Raw genomic sequence first — 19,733 nt, 5'->3', positions numbered from 1 at the left:
GAAGGGCGCGGTCGCCCGGAGGCGGCGTGCGCTTCGGCTCAGACGCCCGCGCCGATCGCAGCGTTGATCGTCTGCGGGTCGCCGCAGACGATCAGCAGCGCACCGGCGGACTCGCGGGCCTTGGCCAGTGCCCGCGCAGCCACGTCGTCGGCCGGGCCGTTGACCGCGACGATCACCACGGGACGGGGCTTGACCCGGTCCGCGGCCGCGACCGCGGCGAAGAAGACGTCGTCGCCCGCCTCGTGGTGGGCCCAGTAGGCGGCCTCGCCGAAGGACAGCTCGTGGGTCGCCCACGGGTGCTGGCCTTCCGTGGTCAGGACCAGGATGTCGCCGGGGGCACGGCCCGAGTCGAGCAGCAGGTCCACCGCTTCGTCGGCGGCGTCGAGCGCGCCGTCCGCGGATGCGGGGATGACCTGGAGCTGCGGCGCGGAACGATTCTCCGGCTGCGCCGCCTGGGGTTGGCCGGAAGTGGAATGCCGGCGCTGCGCCGGGGGCGCAGGCCGCGGGCCGGGCACCGGACGACCGGGGCGCGGCGTGGCCGCTGAACGCGGACCGGGTACGGGACGAGGGGTCGACGCGGCGCGGCCGGTGGCCGGGGTAGCGCGGGGACCCTGGGCGCTCTCGTGAATCTGAGGCTCCTCGGGGATGAGAGGCATGGGTGGTTGTCTATCAAACGCCGACGCCTCCGGCGTCGGCGGGTGGGCACATCTGCGCGATCAGAAATCGAAGCCGAGCTGGCCCCCGCTTTCCAGTGCGGCCGCCTCTGCGGAGAAACGGACCTTCTTCAGGTGCTGCCACCGGGGCAACGCGTCGAGGTAGGACCACGACAGACGGTGGTGAGCCGTGGGTCCGCGCTCTTCCAGGGCTGCCCTGTGCACGGGGGACGGATAGCCGGCGTTGGCATCGAACGCGAAGTGCGTGTACTCGCTGTTCTGCGAGCCCAGTTCGGCCATCAGGGCGTCCCTGCGCACCTTCGCGATCACCGATGCCGCGGCCACGGCGATGCATGACTGGTCGCCCTTGATGACGGTGCGGACCTGCCAAGGACTGCCGAGGTAGTCGTGCTTGCCGTCAAGGATCACCGCGTCCGGACGGACCGGGAGCGCTTCCAGAGCGCGCACGGCGGCGAGCCGGAGTGCCGCGGTCATGCCCAGTGCGTCGATCTCCTGGGGGGAGGCGTCGCCGAGGCCGTATGCGGTGACCCAGCGCTCCAGCACCGGAGCGAGTTCCGCCCGGCGCTTGGGGCTGATGAGCTTGGAGTCGGTGAGTCCGGCAGGCGGCTTGCGAAGACCGGTGATCGCGGCGCACACGGTGACCGGTCCCGCCCACGCTCCGCGTCCGACCTCGTCCACACCGGCGATGATCTTGGCACCGGTAGTGGCGCGCATCGAGCGCTCGACGGTGTGCGTGGGTGGTTCGTACGGCATGGCGTCTGCCAGCGTACGCCGAAGGGGGCGCCGGGAACACCCCAGGGGGTGTTCCCGGGACGCACGGATCGGCGGCAGCCCGCCGGGCGGGCGGCCCTACCGCTCGTGGGACGGAGTCCGGCGGGCTGTCAGCGGGAGGCGGACCGGAAGAACGGCACCGCGACCTGATCGATCAGCGCCTCGATCTCCGCGTCCTCCCACTCGCTGCCGCACACCTTGGTGCGATACATCATCATCGCGGGGATGACGTCGAAGGCGAGTTCCCGCAGGGCGTCGGGGCGGACCTCGCCGCGATCGACGCCCCGGCTCACCACTTCTCTGATGAGCGCGGTCGACGGCCGGATCACACCGTCGAGGATCACCGAGTGAAAGCGTTCCGCCGTCCTCGCGTCGCACTCGTGAAGCACCGAGCGCAGGGCCGAGCCGGAGGTGGACCACATCGCGTCGCGCATGCCCCGGCACAGCTGCTGGAGATCGTCACGGATGTTGCCCGAGTCCGGGGCCCGGCCGGGCGCCGGCATGGCGCTGCGCAGCGCCTCGGCGACCAGTTCCTCCTTGGAGGACCACCGCCGGTAGATCGCGGCCTTGCCCGTCTGGGCACCGGCCGCGACACCTTCCATGGTCAGGCCGTTCCAGCCGACCGTACTCAGCGCTTCCAGCGTCGCTTCGAGGATCGCGCTTTCCAGCACGGACCCCCGTCGGCGCAGGGACGCCACCGGCTGCCGAGCGGTGGCGGCCGATCGCGAAGTGACCATGAGCTTCTCTCCATCGAACAGGTGTGGTTCGCCTCCGCGAACCTTCCGAGTGGGGACCGGAAGGCACGAAGGCCGGGGAAAACCGGTGCGGGACCGAGCAGCTCCCGACCGGAGTCGACGGCTCCGAATCTCGCGGCAACGAAGATCCAGTGAACGCTTGCGTTCACTGGAGGGGACTCAGTAACGTTGACGTGACAGTGAACGAAGCCGTTCACTAATTCTCTTGCGGGGGACCTCCAGTGACAACCTCTCAGTTAGCCGCACGAAGCGCGCCGGGTGCGGCACGCCGGCAGGGCCGCCCAGGGATCGCCCTGGCCGTCATCGCCGCCTGTCAGTTGATGGTTGTGCTGGACTCCACAATCGTCAACATCGCCCTCCCGCACATCCAGGAAGCCCTGCGCTTCTCGACCACGGATCTGTCGTGGGTCCTCAGCGCCTACACTCTGACCTTCGGCGGCCTGCTGCTGCTCGGCGGCCGGGCCGGTGACATCCTGGGCCGCCGCCGGGTCTTCATGGCCGGCATCATCGTCTTCACGCTCGCCTCGCTTCTGGGTGGATTCGCCCAGGAGCCCTGGCAGTTGCTGGCGGCGCGCGCGCTCCAGGGCATAGGCGGCGCCATCGCCTCGCCCACCGCGCTCGCACTGATCACCACGACATTCCCGGAAGGTCCCGAGCGCAACCGTGCGTTCGGTGTCTTCGCCGCGGTCTCCGCAGGTGGCGGCGCCATCGGGCTGCTGGCGGGCGGAATGCTCACGGAGTGGCTGGACTGGCGTTGGGTCTTCTTCGTCAACGTGCCGATCGGCGTGCTGATCGCGGTGCTGACCCCGATGTACATCAACGAGTCCGACCGGCACTCCGGGCGTTTCGACATATCGGGGGCCCTGACCTCGACCCTCGGTATGGCGTCGCTGGTGTACGGGTTCATCCGGGCCTCCGAGGAAGGGTGGCGCGATTCGCTGACGCTCGCCTCGTTCGGTGCCGCTGTTCTTCTGCTCGCCGCTTTCGTGCTCGTCGAGATGAGGGCCAAGGAGCCGATCACACCGCTGCGGATGTTCGCCGACCGGAACCGCTCGGGCACGTACGTGATCATGCTCAGCCTGGCCGCCGCCATGTTCGGCATGTTCTTCTTCATCGTGCTGTTCGTACAGAACGTCCTGGGCTACAGCCCCATCGAATCCGGCCTGGCCTTCCTGCCGGTAACTGTCGCGATCATCATCGGAGCGGGGCTCTCCCAGCGGTTCCTGCCGGTCCTGGGGCCGAAGCCGTTCATGATCACCGGTTCGGCGCTCGCCGGAGCGGGTCTGTTCTGGCTGACGTTCATCACCCCCGGCAGTTCCTACGTAGCCGGGGTGCTGGGCCCGATACTGGTGTTCAGCTTCGGCATGGGGCTGAACTTCGTGACGCTCACGCTGACCGCGGTCTCCGGAGTCGCGCAGCACGAAGCGGGTGCGGCCTCCAGTCTGCTCAACGCGAGTCAGCAAGTGGGCGGTTCACTGGGGCTGTCGATCCTGGTCACGGTGTTCGGTACCGCCAGCCGCAATGAAGCCGAGAAGCAGGTGCCGCAGTTCCTGGCGCATGCGACACCGGAGCAGCAGGCCCAGTTCGCCAAGACCCACGAACTGCCCGGCCAGTGGGGCCATGCGGTGCTCACCCAGGGGATATCCACCGCGTTCCTCGCGGCGGTGGCCATGGCCGCTCTCGCGCTGCTGACCGCCGTCGTGATCATCCGCGTCCGCAAGAGCGACCTGGACGCGCTGAGCGGCAAGGCGGCCGCTGGAGGACCTGCGGCATAGCCGTGAGGCAGGTGCGCGGGCGTGAAGCCGACTGCGGGCCGCCCCGACGAAGGGACGGCCCGCGCGGCTCGCGCGCGGGCCGTACGCCGGACCGGTCAGTACGGGTCGTACGGGTCGTAGGCATCGCCCGTACCGCGCTCGTCGCCGTTGTCGCCCGAGCTCAGCCCCCGGCAGTCGAGGGCGCGGACACCGGGGTCCCAGTCGCCGAGGATGTCTCGGGCTCGCTTCTCGCCCCAACTCGTGGAGTACCAGGGCTCGTCCGAGTTCAGAAGCGCTTGCTGGATGTCCCGCAACGCGCAGGAGCGCAGGGGTTCCGGCAGGCTGTCGAGAGCGGGCACGGCGTCGGCCGACAGGCCCTTGAGGTACTCGATATCGATCGAGTGGTCGTTGCGGTAGCGCTGCACGTTCTGCTCGGCGATCACACCATCGGGCGAGATCAGGCCGAAGGCCAGTACGCCGACGGCCGCGCTCGCCGCGACGGCGCGGGGCAGCAGCCGGGGGCCGAAGACGCCGGCCGCCATGATCAGTACGAGGACCACGCCGAGCCAGAGTTCCACGGCGGCCACGGAGATCCTGAGCCTGGTCAGACCGTATGCGTCGACATAGAGGTCCATGCGCCGCAGGGCCGAGGCGACCACGACGAGCGTCAGCAGACACAGGGTGCCGAGAACGCCACGGACCAGGGTGCGGTCGCGAGCCCCGCCGCGCGGGGCCCAGCGCAGGGCGAGCGCGATGACGCCGAGCGTGAGGACCGTGGCCCACAGCAGCTGCCAGAAGCCCTGGCGGGCGTACTCGGCGTAGCTGAGATCCGTCTCGGCCATCACCTTGTCGTAGCCGCCGAGCAGCACCGTGAGCTGAATGGCGAGGAAGACCGCGAAGAGGAGGTTCAGAACGATCAGCGGGAGCGCCCATTCCAGCCGTCCGCGCGCCTTGCCCGGCCGCACCTTCACTCCGTCCCAGCGGACCGGGGCAGCGGCGGTGTAGGCGGCGGCCAGGGCGCCGACGAGACCGAGGAGGCCGAGGAAGGTCCGCCACGGGCTGTCGCCCACCGACACATCGGGCGTCAGGCTGCTCAGCAGATCCGCGAAGGCGGCGTCGGCGCTCGCGAAGAGCGCACCGAACACGATGAGCAGGACGACGGCCACCGCCGCGGACCGGACGACGACACCGGCCCGGCCCTTGGACCCCGACATGCGGTCGCGCAGCCCCCGCGCACCCCAGCCCAGCGATGCGAACACGGAGGTGAACAGGCCCAGGGACCCCAGGAACACGCCGAGCCAGCTTCTGCTGCCGTGCAGCGCCAGCGAGCCCAGTGCCAGAGCGGATACCAGCGCGAGGAACGTGGGCCAGCCCGCGTCACGGAGCGCCGGGACGACCAGCAGCCCCAGCCCACCGATCCCCCACACCGCGGCCCAGGGGCGAAGCCTGCGGCCGGCCGCCCGCGCGGCCAGGTACGCGCCGGCCGACGCGGGCAGGGCCACGAGCAGCATGTTCAGCCCGATGCCGTCGCCCAGCAGCGTCATGCTGAGCAGGGTCGTCGCGAGGACGGCCCAGAGGGTGCCGGTGTGAACGGGGCCCGGCTTTCCGGCCCGGAGCCGTGTCACCACCGAGGGCGGCGGCTTGCCCCAGGGGGATGGCGGCTGCGGTCCGGCCTGCCGCTGCGTCGCGTAGGCCGGGATCTTCGGCGGCTCGGGAACGGTGCCGCCGCCCGCACCGGGGGCTGCGGACAACTGGCCGGACGCGGTCGTCGGCTTCGGAGGCGTCGGCTCAGGCGGTGCGAGGCGTTCCGGCGCGGGTCGTTCCGGCTCGGGCTGTGCGGGTTGTTCCGGCTCGGGCTTCGGCCGGGGTATATCCGACGGTGCTTCTGACACGGGACCCCTCCCCACCGGGGCCCGCTCACGCGTGCTCGGGCCAGCGCGTGGTACCCCGGCATCTCCATTGGTGCACGCCTCGGGTCATGATCACCGAGGGCGGCATGGCCGACAGGGTATCCCCGTGTCGCGGCCGTCAGCCGGGGGCGGCGGTGCTGTGGCAGGACCGTGACAGTCGGCAGCGGCAGGTCCGGCTACGGGGTCGTCCAGTCGGGCAGCGCTTCCGTGCGGGCCGCCCAGTGCGCCGGAGGGGCGCCGGCGGTGCCCGACGCGATCACGCCGCCGACGATCGCGCACGTCGTGTCCACGTCGCCGCCGGCCTGGGCGGTCACCCAGAAGGCCCGCTCGAAGTCGCCGAGGCTCCGCGCCGCGGACCACAGGGCGAACGGGACGGTGTCGTGGGCGCTGGTGCGCCGGCCGTTGCCGAGGACCGCCGCGACGGTGCCCGCGTCCTGGTAGTCCAGCATGTCGCGCGCCCGGCGCAGCCCGGCACCGACGGCGCTGCGCGGCACGAGCGCGACCACGCCGTCCAGCAGGGCCTCCGGCGTGGGCGGCCCGTCCGGTGAGGCGACGAGCGCGGCGGCCGCGGCGACGGCCATCGCGCCCACGACGGCCTCGCGGTGCTGGTGGGTGGTGTACGAGGAGATCTCGGCCTGGTGCGTGGCCTGCTCGGGGTCGTCCGCGTACCAGGCGCCGAGCGGGGCGATGCGCATCGACGAGCCGTTGCCCCAGCTGCCCTGGCCGTTGAACAGGGAGGAGGCGAGTTCGCGCCAGTCGCCGCCCTCGCGAACCAGGCGGAGCATGCGGTTCACGGCGGGGCCGTAGCCGCGGTCGAAGTCGTGGTGGTCGGCGAACGAGTGGGCGAGGGCGTCCTGATCGATGCGGCCCTGTGCGCACAGGACGGCCACGACGGAACAGGCCATCTCTGTGTCGTCGGTCCACTGCCACGGCCCGGCGGGCAGGGCACGGTCCTTCAGGAGCGGGTAATTGGCGGGCACGAAGAACTGGGAGCCCAGGGCATCTCCCACGGACAGGCCGCGCAGGCTGGCGAGGGCGCGTTCGAGGCGCTGGTCGGAAGCGGATTCGGTCATCGTTTCCACTCTATCCGGTGATGCCGTAGGGCTCAGGGGTTCGCCATCGTTCGAAGGGCCGGTCGAGCGTGTAGCGCCCGTTCTCACCGAGGAGCAGCGTCCGCGATTCCCCGTTCCCCGGATTGGAAAGCGATTCGAATTCGGCCACGGACCAGTGGAACCAGCGCATACAGAAGAGGCGCATGGTGAGGCCGTGGGTGACCAGCAGGACGTTCGGCGGGTGGTCGGGCGCCAGGAAGCTGCGGTGGAGGCTCTCCAGGAAGGCGCCGACCCGGTCGTAGACGTCCGCCCCGGACTCGCCCTGCGCGAAGCGATAGAAGAAGTGCCCGTAGGCGTCCCGGTACGCCTTCTGCAGCCTGACGTCGTCGTGGTCCTGCCAGTTCCCCCAGTCCTGCTCGCGCAGCCTCGGCTCCTCGCGCACCCGTACCCGGTCGGGCTCCAGGCCGAAGGCGGCGAAGGTCTCGTGGGTGCGCCGGTACGGAGAGACGTACACACTGACCCGCTCGTCGCCGAACTGTTCACGCAGCCGTGCCCCGGTCTCGAAGGCCTGCCGCCGGCCCACGGCGGTGAGCCTCAGCGCGTGGTCGGGCTCGCGCTCGTAGACGGTGTCGTCGGCGTTGCCCTCGGACTCACCGTGGCGGACGAGGACGATGCGTTTCGGTCGTGCCATACATCGACCCTAGAACGAGTCGCCGCCGTTCGAGTACCTGTCCGAAAATCGTCGGTGCAGCGGTGCCGCGGGGGATCACGCCGTGCAGGGCGATCACACCGTCCAGGACGGTTCGAGTTGCACCACGTCGCCGGCGAGCGCCGCCACGTCCTCCTCCGTACCCGCGCGCGCCGAGAGCCGGTCGACGCTGCCCGGCCGGTACTTTCCGCGTTCGGCGCTGGACTGCCACATCGACAGGACCAGGAACTCGTGCCCCGGCGCCTCGCCGAAGATCCCGCGCAGCATGCCGGGCGATCCGGCCATCGCCGGGTTCCACACCCGCTGCTGCATGAGCGCGAAGTGTTCGACCCGGTCCTCGTGGACCCGGCTGTGGGCCACCCTGAGCACGTCGGCGTCCGTGAATCGGGGTTCGAAGCCGGTCTTCACGTCGAAGCGGTACTCGAAGAGCTTGACCTGGAGGTCCTGGTACGTGCCGGCCTGCGCCGCGGCCAGGGTGTCGTGGCCGCGCGCCATGAAGGAGTCGTAGAAGACCCGGTTCTCCCAGAAGGCGAAGACGTGCGCCACCTCGGGCCGGCCGCGGCTCCAGCCGCCGCCCTGCCCCCTGAAGCCCGGCTCACCCAGCAGCCCCGCCCACTTCCGCTGCCCCCGTTCGAAACCCCGACGGTCCGACACACTGCAGCGAATCCACTTGACCAGCACGGCGCCATGGTACGGCGGCCGGACGTGGCGTGGGTCACGCTCCCACGGAGTGCGCCGGAACCAGCCGTCTCGCGCCCGATCCTGGCCCGTTTCAGCCGCTGGTTCCCAAGCCGGTTGGTTCCGGCCCGAGTTGCCGAGATGATCGGAGGAGGAACCAGGAGCGCCGGTCCCGCGCGCAGGAGGGAAGTCCGATGAGCACGCCCAACAAGGATTTCGAGAAGGTCGAGGTGCGGGTCAAATGGGACCCCAGCGACCGCGGTGAGGCGCCCAACGACCTGGACATCATCGCGGCGACCTATTCGGCGGACGAACCGTACGGCAGCCCGGTGTACCTGGTGCACCACGACAGCCGGGCGCCCGACGGCACGATCATGCTCGAACGCGACAGCAGGACCGGTCAGGGCTTCGGCTACGACGAGGTGATGACGCTGGAGCTGAACCGGATCTCCGAGTCCTACGCGCGGGTCGTCGTCGGCGTCGCCATCCAGCAGCGCGACGGCCGCAAGACGTTCGGCGCCATACAGAACACCGGGATGCAGGTCCGCGAGGGCTACACCACGCTGTCCGAGGACGACTTCTCCTCGGTGGGCGACGCGACCGCGGCCGTCGTGGCCGAATTCGTACGCGATGCCTCCGGCGTCTGGCGCTTCCACGACGTCGTCCGGGGCTTCGACGGCGACCCGGACGCGTTCGCCGCCGCGATGGGCGGCCGCGAGTTCGGCGCCTGAGCCGCGTAGAGCCCAGGCCGGGTACGCGTAACAACTGAGTCGCGTAAAGGAGTGCGGGCAGGTCTTCCGGGGAAGACCTGCCCGCACTCACTGTCAGCCCCGGCGCCTCAGCGCACCGGGCTCACCACTACTGGCGGAGAGCACTTATTCCTGACGTGCGCTATTCCTCGGTATCCGACTCTCGATCGGGGAACGCACGCAGCCTCAGCTGTGGCGCCCGGTGGTCGGCGAGCCACCGCATCCGGTTGTCATCCGCAGTGAACCCGGCGCGTGCCGTCTCGGTCCACTCTTCTCGGTCGAGGACTTCGAGGTACGTGTCTCGGAGCGCTTCCTGCTGAGTCGCAGTGCACCCCGCAGCCTCGGGAGGCTCCGTGGTCAGGTGTTGAGCGAGCACCGCGATCGTGAAGTAGCGCTCGTTCGTCGGGCTGAGCGAACCCACATGGCGAGCATAAGCTTCTAGAACCGCTCTCGAATGGGGGTAGTGAGCGAGGGTAAGCCCCATTCCCCCGCAGTCGCTCATCAGATGGAGCAGTCGACCGATGTGGTCGACCATCTCGCTGTCGGTACCAAGGTCTGCAAGCGCCTCATGGAGTCTGGCGACTGTGGCGACCTTGCCGGCGAAGTATCCGTTGAGGAAGTCGCCGTCGCAGGCCCTGCGAAGCAGCCATGGCCGGGCAGCCGGGTCGTCGAGTCTGCAAAGAGCTTCGACGACATAGACGCGTCCCCAGCCGGTGACTCGCTCGGCAAGCCAGAGCAGGGCCTCCACTCCTCCTGGCCGACTCTCGAAAGCATGCGCCGCCAGTGGCCCGAAGCGGTTGGAGAGCAGTCCGATCGTTTGAATCAACGGGATGTCATCGGCTGTTCCCACGGCAGCGAGCAGGGCCAGTCCCACGGTGACCGAGCATCGGTCGGTGCCTTGTCGCACCAGCCAGCGGCCCGTTTGGCGAACGCGCTCTCTGTCCGCCTTCTCGGCTGCAGCGGCGATGTGCTCGTTGGGGTGGATTGGGATGTAGACGTCGTGGAAGGCATCGGCCAACGCATCCGGAAGGGCAGAGGCCCGCGCGAAATGTGCATCGAGGATGAACGCCGCGTCCTTGCCGACCGAGTGCCGGTCCTCAGGTGTTCGCGGGCCTTTCCGGTGACGGTGCGCCCCGTTGTCGGGGTACGGCTCCCCGTCGCGATGAAGCGGCTCCCCCGGAGCCAGCTGATGCAGCCGGAGGGCATGGTCGAACAGTGTTGTCGGTGATCCGGGCAGTCCTACCCCGGTCGTCCCGCTCATCGGCGGACGGGGGACTCGATTCTCTTGATCATGCCCCGAAGAATGCCATGACAGCGATCGCAGCGACAAGCCCTCGACGCGGCGGCACGCTGCGTCAAACACAACAGCCAGGCGTCACATGCGCCGAAGGCGGTGGAGCCTCAAGACCGACTCCACGCCCTGACCAGGCAACCTATGCCTCAGCGGTGCCCAGAATCCTGGCGGCGGGGCACCTATTCTCGACGTCCACTATTCCCCTGGCTGAGGATGTCGAGGTCGTCATCCCCCTCCCCGCGCAGCCAGGTAGACGGCCCAGTCCCGTTTCACATGACCAACCCACTCGACGGCTGTGTCGATGTGGATGCCTAACATCTCGTTCAGGATCGGTGCAGGCAGGTCTGAGGCCAATGCCATCAGCGCAGTGTTGCGAGAGGCGCGGACGTCGATCCCGTGTCGCAGCAGTCGCCCTGAGAGCTTGGGGCCCTCAATGGGACGGCCAGCGAGAGCTCCTGGGAAGATCCAGCTAACGGATCTGGGAGTTACGCGCCCCACGAGGGACCGCGATGTCGCCTTTTCCATCTGCTCGTTGAGCAGTCTGGCCAATGCGGGCGGCAGCAGCAGCGGGTGGCTGCCCATCTGAATATGGGCGTTGCCCTCGCGGACTTGGATGTCCTGATGCACCAGTTGAGCGATGCGAGTTATGGGCATGCCGTAGAGCAGCGTCAGGACCCCCGCTGACCGAACGTCCAGTGGCAGGCCAGAGTCATGAACGCATCGGTGGAGCAAGGCCAGATGCTCGTCCTCGTCCAGGAAATTGGAGGGCTCCCCATCGGGCCGCCAGGGGACGTGAAGGTCGGAGATGAGACGGCACCGCCGAGCCCATCGCAGGAAGTCACGCAGGTTGCACTGTGTGCTCGCGCCGGCAGCAAGCCGCTGGTCCAAATGCGGCTGCCGAACATCCGCCAAGGAGAGCCCCTGCCCTTCGATCCACTCCAGAAATGCGTGAGCCACGGAGACTTGCGTGCGGGCGTACTTGATGGTGGAAGTCGTGTTACCTCTGGCGCTAGCCTGGTGTCGAACTCGCCGTAGTACAACCCATTGCGCATAGGGCTGAAGGATACTCCGGCGCTGGGTTGCGACGGTGGTCAAGTAGCTCTGCAGCCAGCGTTCCATTCCTGCCACGTGTTCGTCCCGCTCCGGGAGAACAGCGACATGGACGAGCAACTGCCTTAAGTGAACTGCCGCCTGACGGCCCGGGAACGTGTCGAGCAGTTCGTGTGTTACCGAGTATCCCGAGATGAGAAGGTCCCGCAGCATGGCTGCTCCGCTATTCCCCCTCCGGCATCCAGAGCAAGACCGGGCGCGGTTTTTCTACTGCGCCGAGAGCACTGGTGAGAGGCTGGAGCGGCGTACCTTCAGTGGGCCCAAATTGCTCATTCAGCTGATCCCGGAGAACACATCGCGCACACTCTCCATTCCTATAAATATCGCCTGCGTTGCCGCATGTGGAACAGGGATAGGTCAGATCAACGCCTACACAGGGGCCACAGACTTGGCGCTGCTGTTCGTCGATGCCGATCAGCGGACGTCGTTCGCCGCACATGACACACTCAGCTGGGTTCACGCAGATGTAGCGGTAGCAACCGTCACAGACAGGACCCATGGGCCACCATGCTGTTGTCGGCCTCTGGCGAGCGCACCGTGCGCACGTCCGCTGCGGCCGGTCTCGACAGCTCCGACAGACCGGGGTATCAGTCGTGACACGGAGGCAAGGACGTTCGCGCCCGCAGGAAGAGCACGTCATGGTCGGGCCTGGATCGCAGTTGCCACAAAGGTCCGGATGTCCATCTCGCGCACGGGTCTTGATGCGACGTATGCGGCCGCAGGAACCACACAAGCGCTGAGGATGAACGTAGCAACTGGAGCACACAGGGCCAGACGTAGTGTTTGCTTTAACGGGCCGCGTGTCACCACACCGGACGCATTTCCTTTTAGGCCGGGAATAGCAGCCCTCACAAAAGGGCTTCCCATCCGGGCCGCGGTTCACCACTCGGCGCGCGCCCACAGACCGTGCACGCCTCATGCCGTGCGGGGTCGCTGCCGTAGCAGTTCCGGCAGATGGCGCCGCCGGCGTCTCGGGCGTTGACTGGTGCGGTCTTCCCGCAGCGACTGCACGGAAGTGCGGTCGCTGCGGGCTTTGCACATCTGACAGATGCGTGCTCCTTCGCCGTTGGTGAAGCGAAGCACTCGGCGCTTTTCGCAGCTGGCGCATGGCGGGACGACCACTTCTGTGCACCCTTCGGACTCCAGTTCCGTTAGCAACCGGAACATGGCCATAGGTAGCTTCGCGCTGCCACTGGTCAAGGCGTCAGAGTGCTCGACAACGTGTTCCTGTAGCCAGTACAGAGCCTTTTCTGGCGCGACTCGGTCTACGACTGCACGCAGCTCAGACAATGACAGTGAAGGTAATTGCGGGGCAAGGAGGGCAACAACCTCGCCCACGCGCTCATGGCGTTTCACGAGAAGTCCGGGCGCCGAATCGAGGCCCGTCGTGGTTGAGGAGGTGCGCTGGTGCCGCTCGACGGCCCGGTGCCGGTCTTGCGTACCAATTGCTCAACGGTGGTCACTTCGATCAGCTCCTGAACACCGCAGCCAAGAATGTCGCACAAGGCTGCGAGCGTGTCCATGGACAAGCGTTGCGGCGGCTGAGTGACCAGGCGGTACACCTGCTCGCGAGACAGATGCACACCGCGCTCCGCGAGCAACGGCACCAGGTCGCTGGTCTGGAACATTCCTTGCTTTGCTATGATCTGACGTAGGTGCCAGCGATAACCCATCTTTTTGATCATTGCTGCGACTCCCAGAGTGATGCGTGCCGCCGCTGCAAGGATTGCTGCACTAAGCGATTGCGGAACTCGTCGGAGACTCCTGTGTAAATCGCGGTGGTGGAAGCATGGGAATGCCCAACCTGGTCTTGCACAAATTTCTCGGGGTAGCCGAACTCGACCAAGTGCGTTACATACGAGTGCCGGAGGGAGTGCAGGTCGAGCGCTTCGGGAAGTCCAGCATCATTCCGAGCCTGTTCGAAGGCTTCGTTGATACCTCGCCAGGAAAGTCGGCCCCGGCGTTCAGTCACCCAAAGCGCAGGGTGACTTCCCGGCGAAAGGAGTGGACGCGCCTCCGACACCCACTGCTGAAGCACGGGAACAATCCAGTCTATTTCGGGGACGGTGAGTACAGTCCGGCGCTTGGGCTGTCCGCCGCGTGATGACTTGCCGAAGCAGACGAACAACGCCCCGTAGGCGCCGTAGTCAGCGGCTCTCGGATTTCTCCGCAGGTCAACAACGTCCAGCCCCCAGGCTTCCCTTCGACGGAGACCGAAGGCGTATACGGTCTTGAGCAGTGTGGCGTCCCGCATGGCAGCTGCCGCCCCCTTCCGGCGGCGAGCTCGGATCTCCTCGACTCTTGCGTCCGCAGCGTCCAGCAGCGATTGCACTTCGTCGTACGTCAACGGCCGCCGGCCTGGGTTCCCCTCGTATTCTGAAGCGTACGCAACCGTGTTCCATTCGTGCAGGATTTGGGTGGGGGCTGCGTCGAACCGCTCTTGGCATACCGCTGGCCAGGAGTACCGCGCATCCGTGACGTACTACATGAACAGCCGGAGTCCGTTCTGGTATCCCCGGGCCGTCGACACCATCACCGGCCGCGGACCAGACCGGAGATGACTGATGAACTCCTCCGCCTCCTGGGCCTGCCACTGCCAGGGGTACTGCCCGGTGAAATGTGCGAATCGTCGTACGAGATCGATCCTCGCCTTGATCGTGTCCGCCTTCAGGAAGCGGGCCCTCTGCTGCGTCGCCCACCCATCCAGCATCGCCGCGAACATCGCTGGGGCGGGGTCAAGGTGCACCACACCGTCGACGAGTAGCAGACGTGCCGATCCAGCCAATTCAGCCGCTTTAGTCACGTTGCATTCAACGCAACATCGTTGAATCGGTTACGGCGACACGCCTGACCAGCAGAAACAGGGCTGGCCGCCCCGGGTGTAGGCCCGGGGCGGCCAGGTATCACTTCTTCTTGGTCTTGCCGGTCTTCGTCTGCGACAGCGCGCTGGCCGCCACGGACTTCTGCGCCGGGGTTGCCTTCGGGCTGTTCAGCAGCTTGCTGGCCTTCGAGGCGACCTTCTTGCTGGTCTGACGCTTGTTCGCCATGTTCATCACTCCCTTCCTGGTTGCTTTTGCATCGCAGACCAGGACGTGATGTCATGCAGGCTCCTACACCGCGCAGGACACAACGTTCCTGACTGCAACGATCGCCCGGCCTCCCACAAGGCTGGGCGTTCGTCATTCCAGGGAGCTTGCACCCCCGGAACGATCTTCTCGCGCCTTTGGCGCGACGCGCGTTCCCGGAACGCAGTCGTGGTGTACCGACCGCAGAAGGGAGGGGCGCCAGCCCAGGGCCGACGCCCCTCCCTCACAGAGATCACGCTTCGGGTTCAGCTACGTCGTATGTTGCATCCGACGCAATTCCGCCCAGTTTCAGCTGCAGCCGCTGGTCGAGCCGCAGCCCTCGCAGATGTAGCAGGAGCCGGCGCGCTGCATCTTCGTGCCGCAGGAGAAGCAGAGCGGCGCGTCCGCGCTGATGCCGAGCTGCATCTCGACGAGCTCCGCCGACGTGTGCGCCGTCCTCGGCTCGGCCTTCGCGGTCTCCTGGACCGGGGCGACCGCCTTCAGCGGTTCGGTGCGCACCGGGGCCGTCTGGGCCAGCGTCTCGGCCTCCAGCTGCTCCTCCTCGAACGTCGGCTCGTAGGAGCCGGTGTCGAGGTGGCGCTGGCGCTCCTCGGCGGAGTGGATGCCGAGGGCGGAGCGGGTCTCGAAGGGCAGGAAGTCCAGCGCCAGGCGGCGGAAGATGTAGTCGACGATCGACTGCGCCATCCGCACGTCCGGGTCGTCGGTCATGCCGGCCGGCTCGAAGCGCATGTTGGTGAACTTCGAGACGTACGTCTCCAGCGGGACGCCGTACTGCAGGCCGACCGAGACCGCGATGGAGAAGGCGTCCATCATGCCCGCGAGGGTCGAGCCCTGCTTGGACATCTTGAGGAAGACCTCGCCCAGGCCGTCGTCCGGGTAGGAATTGGCGGTCATGTAGCCCTCGGCGCCGCCCACCGTGAACGAGGTGGTGATGCCGGGCCGGCCCTTGGGCAGGCGCTTGCGGACCGGGCGGTACTCGACGACCTTCTCGACCGCGGTACGGATGGTGTCCTCGGCCTTGGCCGCGACGGCCTCCTTCTCCTTCTCCTTGGTCTTGGCGGAGAGGGGCTGGCCGACCTTGCAGTTGTCGCGGTAGATCGCGAGCGCCTTGACGCCCATCTTCCACGCCTCGAAGTAGACCTCCTCGACGTCCTCGACGGTGGCCGACTCCGGCAGGTTGACCGTCTTGGAGAGCGCGCCGGAGATCCACGGCTGGATGGCCGCCATCATGCGGACGTGGCCCATGGCGGAGATGGACCGCTCGCCCATCGCGCAGTCGAAGACCTCGTAGTGCTCGGTCTTGAGGCCGGGGGCGTCGATCACATTGCCGTGCTCGGCGATGTGGGCGACGATCGCCTCGATCTGCTCCTCCTGGTAGCCCAGGCGGCGCAGGGCCTGCGGAACGGTGCCGTTGACGATCTGCATCGAGCCGCCGCCGACCAGCTTCTTGAACTTGACCAGGGCGAGGTCGGGCTCCAGGCCGGTGGTGTCGCAGGACATCGCGAGACCGATGGTGCCGGTGGGCGCGATGACCGACGCCTGCGCGTTACGGAAACCGTTCTTCGCGCCGAGCCGGAGCACGTCCTGCCACGCCTCGGTGGCGGCGGCCCAGATCGGGTTGTCCAGGTCGTCCCCGTGGACGGCCGCGGCGTTGGCGTCGGCGTGCTGCTTCATGACGCGCTGGTGCGGCTCGGCGTTGCGGGCGTAGCCGTCGTACGGGCCGACGACCGCGGCCAGCTCGGCGGAGCGCTTGTACGAGGTGCCGGTCATCAGCGAGGTGATGGCGCCGGCGAGCGCGCGGCCGCCGTCGCTGTCGTAGGCGTGGCCGGTCGCCATCAGCAGGGCGCCCAGGTTGGCGTAGCCGATGCCGAGCTGGCGGAAGGCGCGGGTGTTCTCGCCGATCTTCTCGGTGGGGAAGTCGGCGAAGCAGATGGAGATGTCCATCGCGGTGATGACCAGCTCGACGACCTTGGCGAAGCGCTCGGACTCGAAGGACTGGTTGCCCTTGCCGTCGTCCTTGAGGAACTTCATCAGGTTCAGCGAGGCGAGGTTGCACGAGGTGTTGTCCAGGTGCATGTACTCGCTGCACGGGTTCGAGCCGTTGATCCGGCCGGACTCGGGGCAGGTGTGCCAGTGGTTGATCGTGTCGTCGTACTGGATGCCCGGATCGGCGCAGGCCCAGGCGGCCTCGGCCATCTTGCGGAAGAGGGACTTGGCCTCGACCTCTTCGATGACGTCGCCGGTCATGCGGGCGCGCAGCCCGAACTTGCCGCCGGACTCCACGGCCTTCATGAACTCGTCGTTCACACGGACCGAGTTGTTGGCGTTCTGGTACTGGACGGAGGTGATGTCGTCCCCGCCCAGGTCCATGTCGAAACCTGCGTCGCGCAGGGCGCGGATCTTCTCCTCCTCCTTCACCTTGGTCTCGATGAAGTTCTCGATGTCGGGGTGGTCGACGTCGAGAATGACCATCTTGGCCGCACGGCGGGTGGCGCCACCGGACTTGATCGTTCCGGCGGAGGCGTCGGCGCCCCGCATGAAGGAGACGGGACCGGAGGCGTTGCCGCCGGAGGAGAGGAGTTCCTTGGAGGAACGGATGCGGGAGAGGTTCAGGCCGGCGCCGGAGCCGCCCTTGAAGATCATGCCCTCTTCCTTGTACCAGTCGAGGATCGACTCCATGGAGTCGTCGACGGACAGGATGAAGCAGGCGGAGACCTGCTGCGGCTGGGGCGTGCCGACGTTGAACCACACCGGCGAGTTGAAGCTGAAGATCTGGTGCAGGAGGGCGTACGCCAGCTCGTGCTCGAAGATCTCCGCGTCGGCGGGGGAGGCGAAGTACTGGTGGTCCTCGCCGGCCTTCCGGTACGTCTTGACGATCCGGTCGATCAGCTGCCGCAGACCGGTCTCGCGCTGCGGGGTGCCGACAGCGCCCCGGAAGTACTTGCTGGTGACGATGTTGACCGCGTTCACCGACCAGAAGTCGGGGAACTCGACGCCACGCTGCTCGAAGTTGATCGAGCCGTCGCGCCAGTTGGTCATGACGACGTCACGGCGCTCCCAGACAACCTCGTCGTACGGATGCACGCCGGGGGTGGTGTGGATGCGCTCGATGCGCAGGCCCTGCTTGGACGCAGTCGACTTGGTCCCCTTGTTGCTGCGGGAACCTCGTGCCGGGCCGCTCGCCGTCTCTGTCATGCCGCCTCCCATATGTGGGCAAAAACGCCCTGAAGTGCCGAGAACTTCCCCAGCACAGTGTGTGTCTGATGCTTCGGGCGCCGCATTCGTCATACGTCGCCCGGAGCAAGGTCCAGGTGCCGGCCCCGCGCCCGATCCCCGGATCGGCGCGGCCGGCTGCCGCTAGTCGGCGGCGACGGCGGGCGCGGGGACCTCAAGGGTCTCGCCGCCCCCGCTTGCTTCCGCGAGGGGCCGCCGCTCACGGAGTTCCGCGATGGCGGCCTCGAAGTCTTCGAGGCTGTCGAACGCCCGGTAGACGGACGCGAACCGCAGGTAGGCGACGAGGTCGAGTTCCCGCAGGGGGCCGAGGATGGCCAGGCCCACATCGTGTGTGGTGAGCTCCGCGCTGCCGGTCGCCCGCACCGCCTCCTCGACCCGCTGGCCGAGCTTGGCGAGGGCGTCCTCGGTGACGGGCCGCCCCTGGCACGCCTTGCGCACTCCGGAGATGACCTTCGTGCGGCTGAAGGGTTCGGTCACGCCGCTCCGCTTGACCACCATGAGTGAACAGGTCTCCACCGTGGTGAAGCGGCGGGAGCAGTCGGGGCACTGGCGGCGCCGTCGGATCGAGGTCCCGTCGTCGGTGGTGCGACTGTCGACGACCCGGCTGTCGGGGTGCCTGCAGAAGGGGCAGTGCATGGCTCCCAACCCTCCTTCACAGCACGACTGAATAGCCTCTTCAGGCCCGTTCCGGGGCCCTCGAAGCGGTCTCAAGCATAGGCGATGACCGCACCCCCGATTCACGGGGACCACTACCTCTGGGCGGCCGGAGCAATCCAACCACTAGATCTTGGGTTCGGCCGCGCATTCAGCCCTGGGCGCGTGTCGCACCGGAGGGCGGCCGGAAGGCAGCGTAAGGCCGAGCAAGAGGGTACGGGAAGCACCCGGACGACGGACGACCGGGCGGGCACCCCGCGCGCGGTCGGCGGAACACGCCGCGTTACGGTCGGGGAGGCCGCCGGCACCCCTCGCACGGCGAGTGCCGGGCACGTGTCGTCGCACTCCGTAGGCAGGCTCATACACCTCGCGCCGAAGCCCCGGAAGTCTTTTATTCGTTTTTCACTCGAACGTGTGTTTGGCGCAACCTTTCGAAAGCTACTACCGTTGTCCAGCCAGGGAGACCATTCGAGAGGGGCCGCCGACGTGACCACCACCGCAGACAGTGCCATCATCACTGCCCAGGACCGCTCCCAGAGCCGACTCGAGCCGGTGCATGCCATGAATGACTCAGTCACGAACACGGAGGGCCCGGAGCCCGGCCGCCCAGCGCGCTCGCTCCCCGGACGCCCTCCCGGAATCCGGGCGGACAGCTCGGGGCTCACGGACCGGCAGCGGCGGGTGATCGAGGTCATCCGGGATTCCGTCCAGCGGCGCGGCTACCCGCCGTCGATGCGGGAGATCGGACAGGCGGTGGGCCTCTCCAGCACCTCGTCCGTCGCCCACCAGCTGATGGCCCTGGAGCGCAAGGGCTTCCTGCGCCGCGACCCGCACCGCCCCCGCGCGTACGAGGTCCGCGGCTCCGACCAGCCGAGCACCCAGCCCGCCGACACCACGGGCAAGCCCGCCGCCTCGTACGTGCCGCTGGTGGGCCGGATCGCCGCCGGTGGCCCGATCCTCGCCGAGGAGTCCGTCGAGGACGTCTTCCCGCTCCCCCGCCAGCTGGTCGGCGACGGCGAGCTGTTCGTGCTCAAGGTCGTCGGCGACTCGATGATCGAGGCGGCCATCTGTGACGGCGACTGGGTCACCGTCCGGCGCCAGCCCGTCGCGGAGAACGGCGACATCGTGGCCGCCATGCTGGACGGCGAGGCCACGGTGAAGCGCTTCAAGCGCGAGGACGGCCATGTCTGGCTGCTCCCCCACAACGCCGCCTACCAGCCGATCCCCGGCGACGAGGCGACCATCCTCGGCAAGGTCGTCGCGGTGCTGCGCCGGGTCTGAGACCCACCCTCCGCTCTCTGGA

The 19,733-nt window shown here is 67.9% G+C and carries 18 protein-coding genes; 3 read left to right on the top strand and 15 right to left on the bottom strand.

Going from position 1 to position 19,733, the window contains the following annotated elements:
- Positions 1-38: 38 nt before the first annotated feature.
- The 3 genes from OG710_RS23350 to OG710_RS23340 all read right to left on the bottom strand — a co-directional run bounded on the left by OG710_RS23350 (position 39) and on the right by OG710_RS23340 (position 2,182).
- Complete coding sequence (locus OG710_RS23350; RefSeq protein WP_330241040.1) at positions 39-656, bottom strand: hypothetical protein; 618 nt, start codon at positions 654-656, stop codon at positions 39-41.
- 60 nt (positions 657-716) lie between these two features.
- A complete protein-coding gene (locus OG710_RS23345) occupies positions 717-1,427 on the bottom strand; it encodes a ribonuclease HII (RefSeq protein WP_330241039.1) in 711 nt (236 codons plus the stop codon).
- Positions 1,428-1,555: 128 nt separating this feature from the next.
- On the bottom strand, positions 1,556-2,182 hold the full coding sequence (locus OG710_RS23340) for a TetR/AcrR family transcriptional regulator (RefSeq protein ID WP_330241038.1): 627 nt from the start codon (positions 2,180-2,182) through the stop codon (positions 1,556-1,558).
- Positions 2,183-2,421: 239 nt separating this feature from the next.
- On the opposite strand from OG710_RS23340, the gene OG710_RS23335 reads away from it, so the two are divergent.
- Positions 2,422-3,975 carry an MFS transporter gene (locus OG710_RS23335; RefSeq protein ID WP_330241037.1) on the top strand — a complete coding sequence of 518 codons (1,554 nt, stop codon included), beginning with the start codon at positions 2,422-2,424 and terminating at the stop codon, positions 3,973-3,975.
- Between the two features lie 95 nt (positions 3,976-4,070).
- On the opposite strand, the gene OG710_RS23330 is transcribed toward OG710_RS23335, so the two are convergent.
- From OG710_RS23330 to OG710_RS23315, 4 genes are all read right to left on the bottom strand, one after another.
- Positions 4,071-5,582: a DUF4153 domain-containing protein gene (locus tag OG710_RS23330; RefSeq protein WP_330242327.1), complete on the bottom strand. Its 1,512-nt coding sequence runs from the start codon at positions 5,580-5,582 to the stop codon at positions 4,071-4,073.
- 458 nt (positions 5,583-6,040) lie between these two features.
- Positions 6,041-6,937 (bottom strand): ADP-ribosylglycohydrolase family protein, encoded by an 897-nt coding sequence (locus tag OG710_RS23325; protein ID WP_330241036.1) that lies wholly within the window; start codon positions 6,935-6,937, stop codon positions 6,041-6,043.
- 10 nt (positions 6,938-6,947) lie between these two features.
- The gene (locus OG710_RS23320) at positions 6,948-7,607 is read right to left on the bottom strand and encodes a histidine phosphatase family protein (protein ID WP_111338600.1); all 660 of its coding nucleotides are present in this window, start codon (positions 7,605-7,607) and stop codon (positions 6,948-6,950) included.
- Positions 7,608-7,700: 93 nt separating this feature from the next.
- Positions 7,701-8,306, bottom strand: coding sequence for a YdbC family protein (locus OG710_RS23315; RefSeq protein WP_330241035.1), 606 nt, complete (start codon positions 8,304-8,306; stop codon positions 7,701-7,703).
- A 191-nt stretch (positions 8,307-8,497) separates the two neighbouring features.
- On the opposite strand from OG710_RS23315, the gene OG710_RS23310 reads away from it, so the two are divergent.
- A complete protein-coding gene (locus OG710_RS23310) occupies positions 8,498-9,034 on the top strand; it encodes a TerD family protein (protein ID WP_330241034.1) in 537 nt (178 codons plus the stop codon).
- 160 nt (positions 9,035-9,194) lie between these two features.
- On the opposite strand, the gene OG710_RS23305 is transcribed toward OG710_RS23310, so the two are convergent.
- From OG710_RS23305 to nrdR, 8 genes are all read right to left on the bottom strand, one after another.
- Positions 9,195-10,313 (bottom strand): hypothetical protein, encoded by a 1,119-nt coding sequence (locus OG710_RS23305; RefSeq protein WP_330241033.1) that lies wholly within the window; start codon positions 10,311-10,313, stop codon positions 9,195-9,197.
- 258 nt (positions 10,314-10,571) lie between these two features.
- Positions 10,572-11,609, bottom strand: coding sequence for a hypothetical protein (locus OG710_RS23300; RefSeq protein ID WP_330241032.1), 1,038 nt, complete (start codon positions 11,607-11,609; stop codon positions 10,572-10,574).
- Between the two features lie 1,199 nt (positions 11,610-12,808).
- Entirely contained in the window at positions 12,809-13,141 is a 333-nt protein-coding gene (locus OG710_RS23295) for a helix-turn-helix domain-containing protein (protein ID WP_330241031.1), read from the bottom strand.
- On the bottom strand, positions 13,138-13,803 hold the full coding sequence (locus OG710_RS23290) for a tyrosine-type recombinase/integrase (RefSeq protein ID WP_330241030.1): 666 nt from the start codon (positions 13,801-13,803) through the stop codon (positions 13,138-13,140). The genes OG710_RS23295 and OG710_RS23290 overlap by 4 nt, the downstream gene beginning before the upstream one ends.
- A 135-nt stretch (positions 13,804-13,938) precedes the next feature.
- Positions 13,939-14,166, bottom strand: coding sequence for a phage integrase N-terminal SAM-like domain-containing protein (locus OG710_RS23285; protein ID WP_330241029.1), 228 nt, complete (start codon positions 14,164-14,166; stop codon positions 13,939-13,941).
- Positions 14,167-14,359: 193 nt separating this feature from the next.
- Positions 14,360-14,503, bottom strand: coding sequence for a hypothetical protein (locus OG710_RS23280; protein WP_267942482.1), 144 nt, complete (start codon positions 14,501-14,503; stop codon positions 14,360-14,362).
- A 327-nt stretch (positions 14,504-14,830) separates the two neighbouring features.
- The gene (locus OG710_RS23275) at positions 14,831-17,737 is read right to left on the bottom strand and encodes a vitamin B12-dependent ribonucleotide reductase (RefSeq protein ID WP_330241028.1); all 2,907 of its coding nucleotides are present in this window, start codon (positions 17,735-17,737) and stop codon (positions 14,831-14,833) included.
- A 162-nt stretch (positions 17,738-17,899) separates the two neighbouring features.
- Positions 17,900-18,412, bottom strand: a complete 513-nt coding sequence (nrdR, locus tag OG710_RS23270; RefSeq protein WP_111338597.1) for a transcriptional regulator NrdR — start codon at positions 18,410-18,412, stop codon at positions 17,900-17,902.
- 504 nt (positions 18,413-18,916) lie between these two features.
- On the opposite strand from nrdR, the gene lexA reads away from it, so the two are divergent.
- Positions 18,917-19,711, top strand: coding sequence for a transcriptional repressor LexA (lexA, locus tag OG710_RS23265; RefSeq protein WP_239221377.1), 795 nt, complete (start codon positions 18,917-18,919; stop codon positions 19,709-19,711).
- Positions 19,712-19,733: the final 22 nt, after the last annotated feature.

Source organism: Streptomyces sp. NBC_00525, assembly GCF_036346595.1.
Lineage (GTDB): Bacteria > Actinomycetota > Actinomycetes > Streptomycetales > Streptomycetaceae > Streptomyces.
The sequence above is the reverse complement of the archived record's forward strand: the minus strand, read 5'-3'. Positions and strand labels throughout refer to the sequence as shown.

Excerpts from the sequence above, each read along its gene's own strand:
- OG710_RS23350 (WP_330241040.1), bottom strand. The coding sequence starts at position 656 with ATGCCTCTCATCCCCGAGGAGCCTCAGATTCACGAGAGCGCCCAGGGT.
- OG710_RS23345 (WP_330241039.1), bottom strand. The coding sequence starts at position 1,427 with ATGCCGTACGAACCACCCACGCACACCGTCGAGCGCTCGATGCGCGCC.
- OG710_RS23340 (WP_330241038.1), bottom strand. The coding sequence starts at position 2,182 with ATGGTCACTTCGCGATCGGCCGCCACCGCTCGGCAGCCGGTGGCGTCC.
- OG710_RS23325 (WP_330241036.1), bottom strand. The coding sequence starts at position 6,937 with ATGACCGAATCCGCTTCCGACCAGCGCCTCGAACGCGCCCTCGCCAGC.
- OG710_RS23320 (WP_111338600.1), bottom strand. The coding sequence starts at position 7,607 with ATGGCACGACCGAAACGCATCGTCCTCGTCCGCCACGGTGAGTCCGAG.
- OG710_RS23310 (WP_330241034.1), top strand. The coding sequence starts at position 8,498 with ATGAGCACGCCCAACAAGGATTTCGAGAAGGTCGAGGTGCGGGTCAAA.
- OG710_RS23305 (WP_330241033.1), bottom strand. The coding sequence starts at position 10,313 with ATGAGCGGGACGACCGGGGTAGGACTGCCCGGATCACCGACAACACTG.
- OG710_RS23300 (WP_330241032.1), bottom strand. The coding sequence starts at position 11,609 with ATGCTGCGGGACCTTCTCATCTCGGGATACTCGGTAACACACGAACTG.
- OG710_RS23295 (WP_330241031.1), bottom strand. The coding sequence starts at position 13,141 with ATGATCAAAAAGATGGGTTATCGCTGGCACCTACGTCAGATCATAGCA.
- OG710_RS23285 (WP_330241029.1), bottom strand. The coding sequence starts at position 14,166 with ATGCTGGATGGGTGGGCGACGCAGCAGAGGGCCCGCTTCCTGAAGGCG.
- OG710_RS23280 (WP_267942482.1), bottom strand. The coding sequence starts at position 14,503 with ATGGCGAACAAGCGTCAGACCAGCAAGAAGGTCGCCTCGAAGGCCAGC.
- OG710_RS23275 (WP_330241028.1), bottom strand. The coding sequence starts at position 17,737 with ATGACAGAGACGGCGAGCGGCCCGGCACGAGGTTCCCGCAGCAACAAG.
- nrdR (WP_111338597.1), bottom strand. The coding sequence starts at position 18,412 with ATGCACTGCCCCTTCTGCAGGCACCCCGACAGCCGGGTCGTCGACAGT.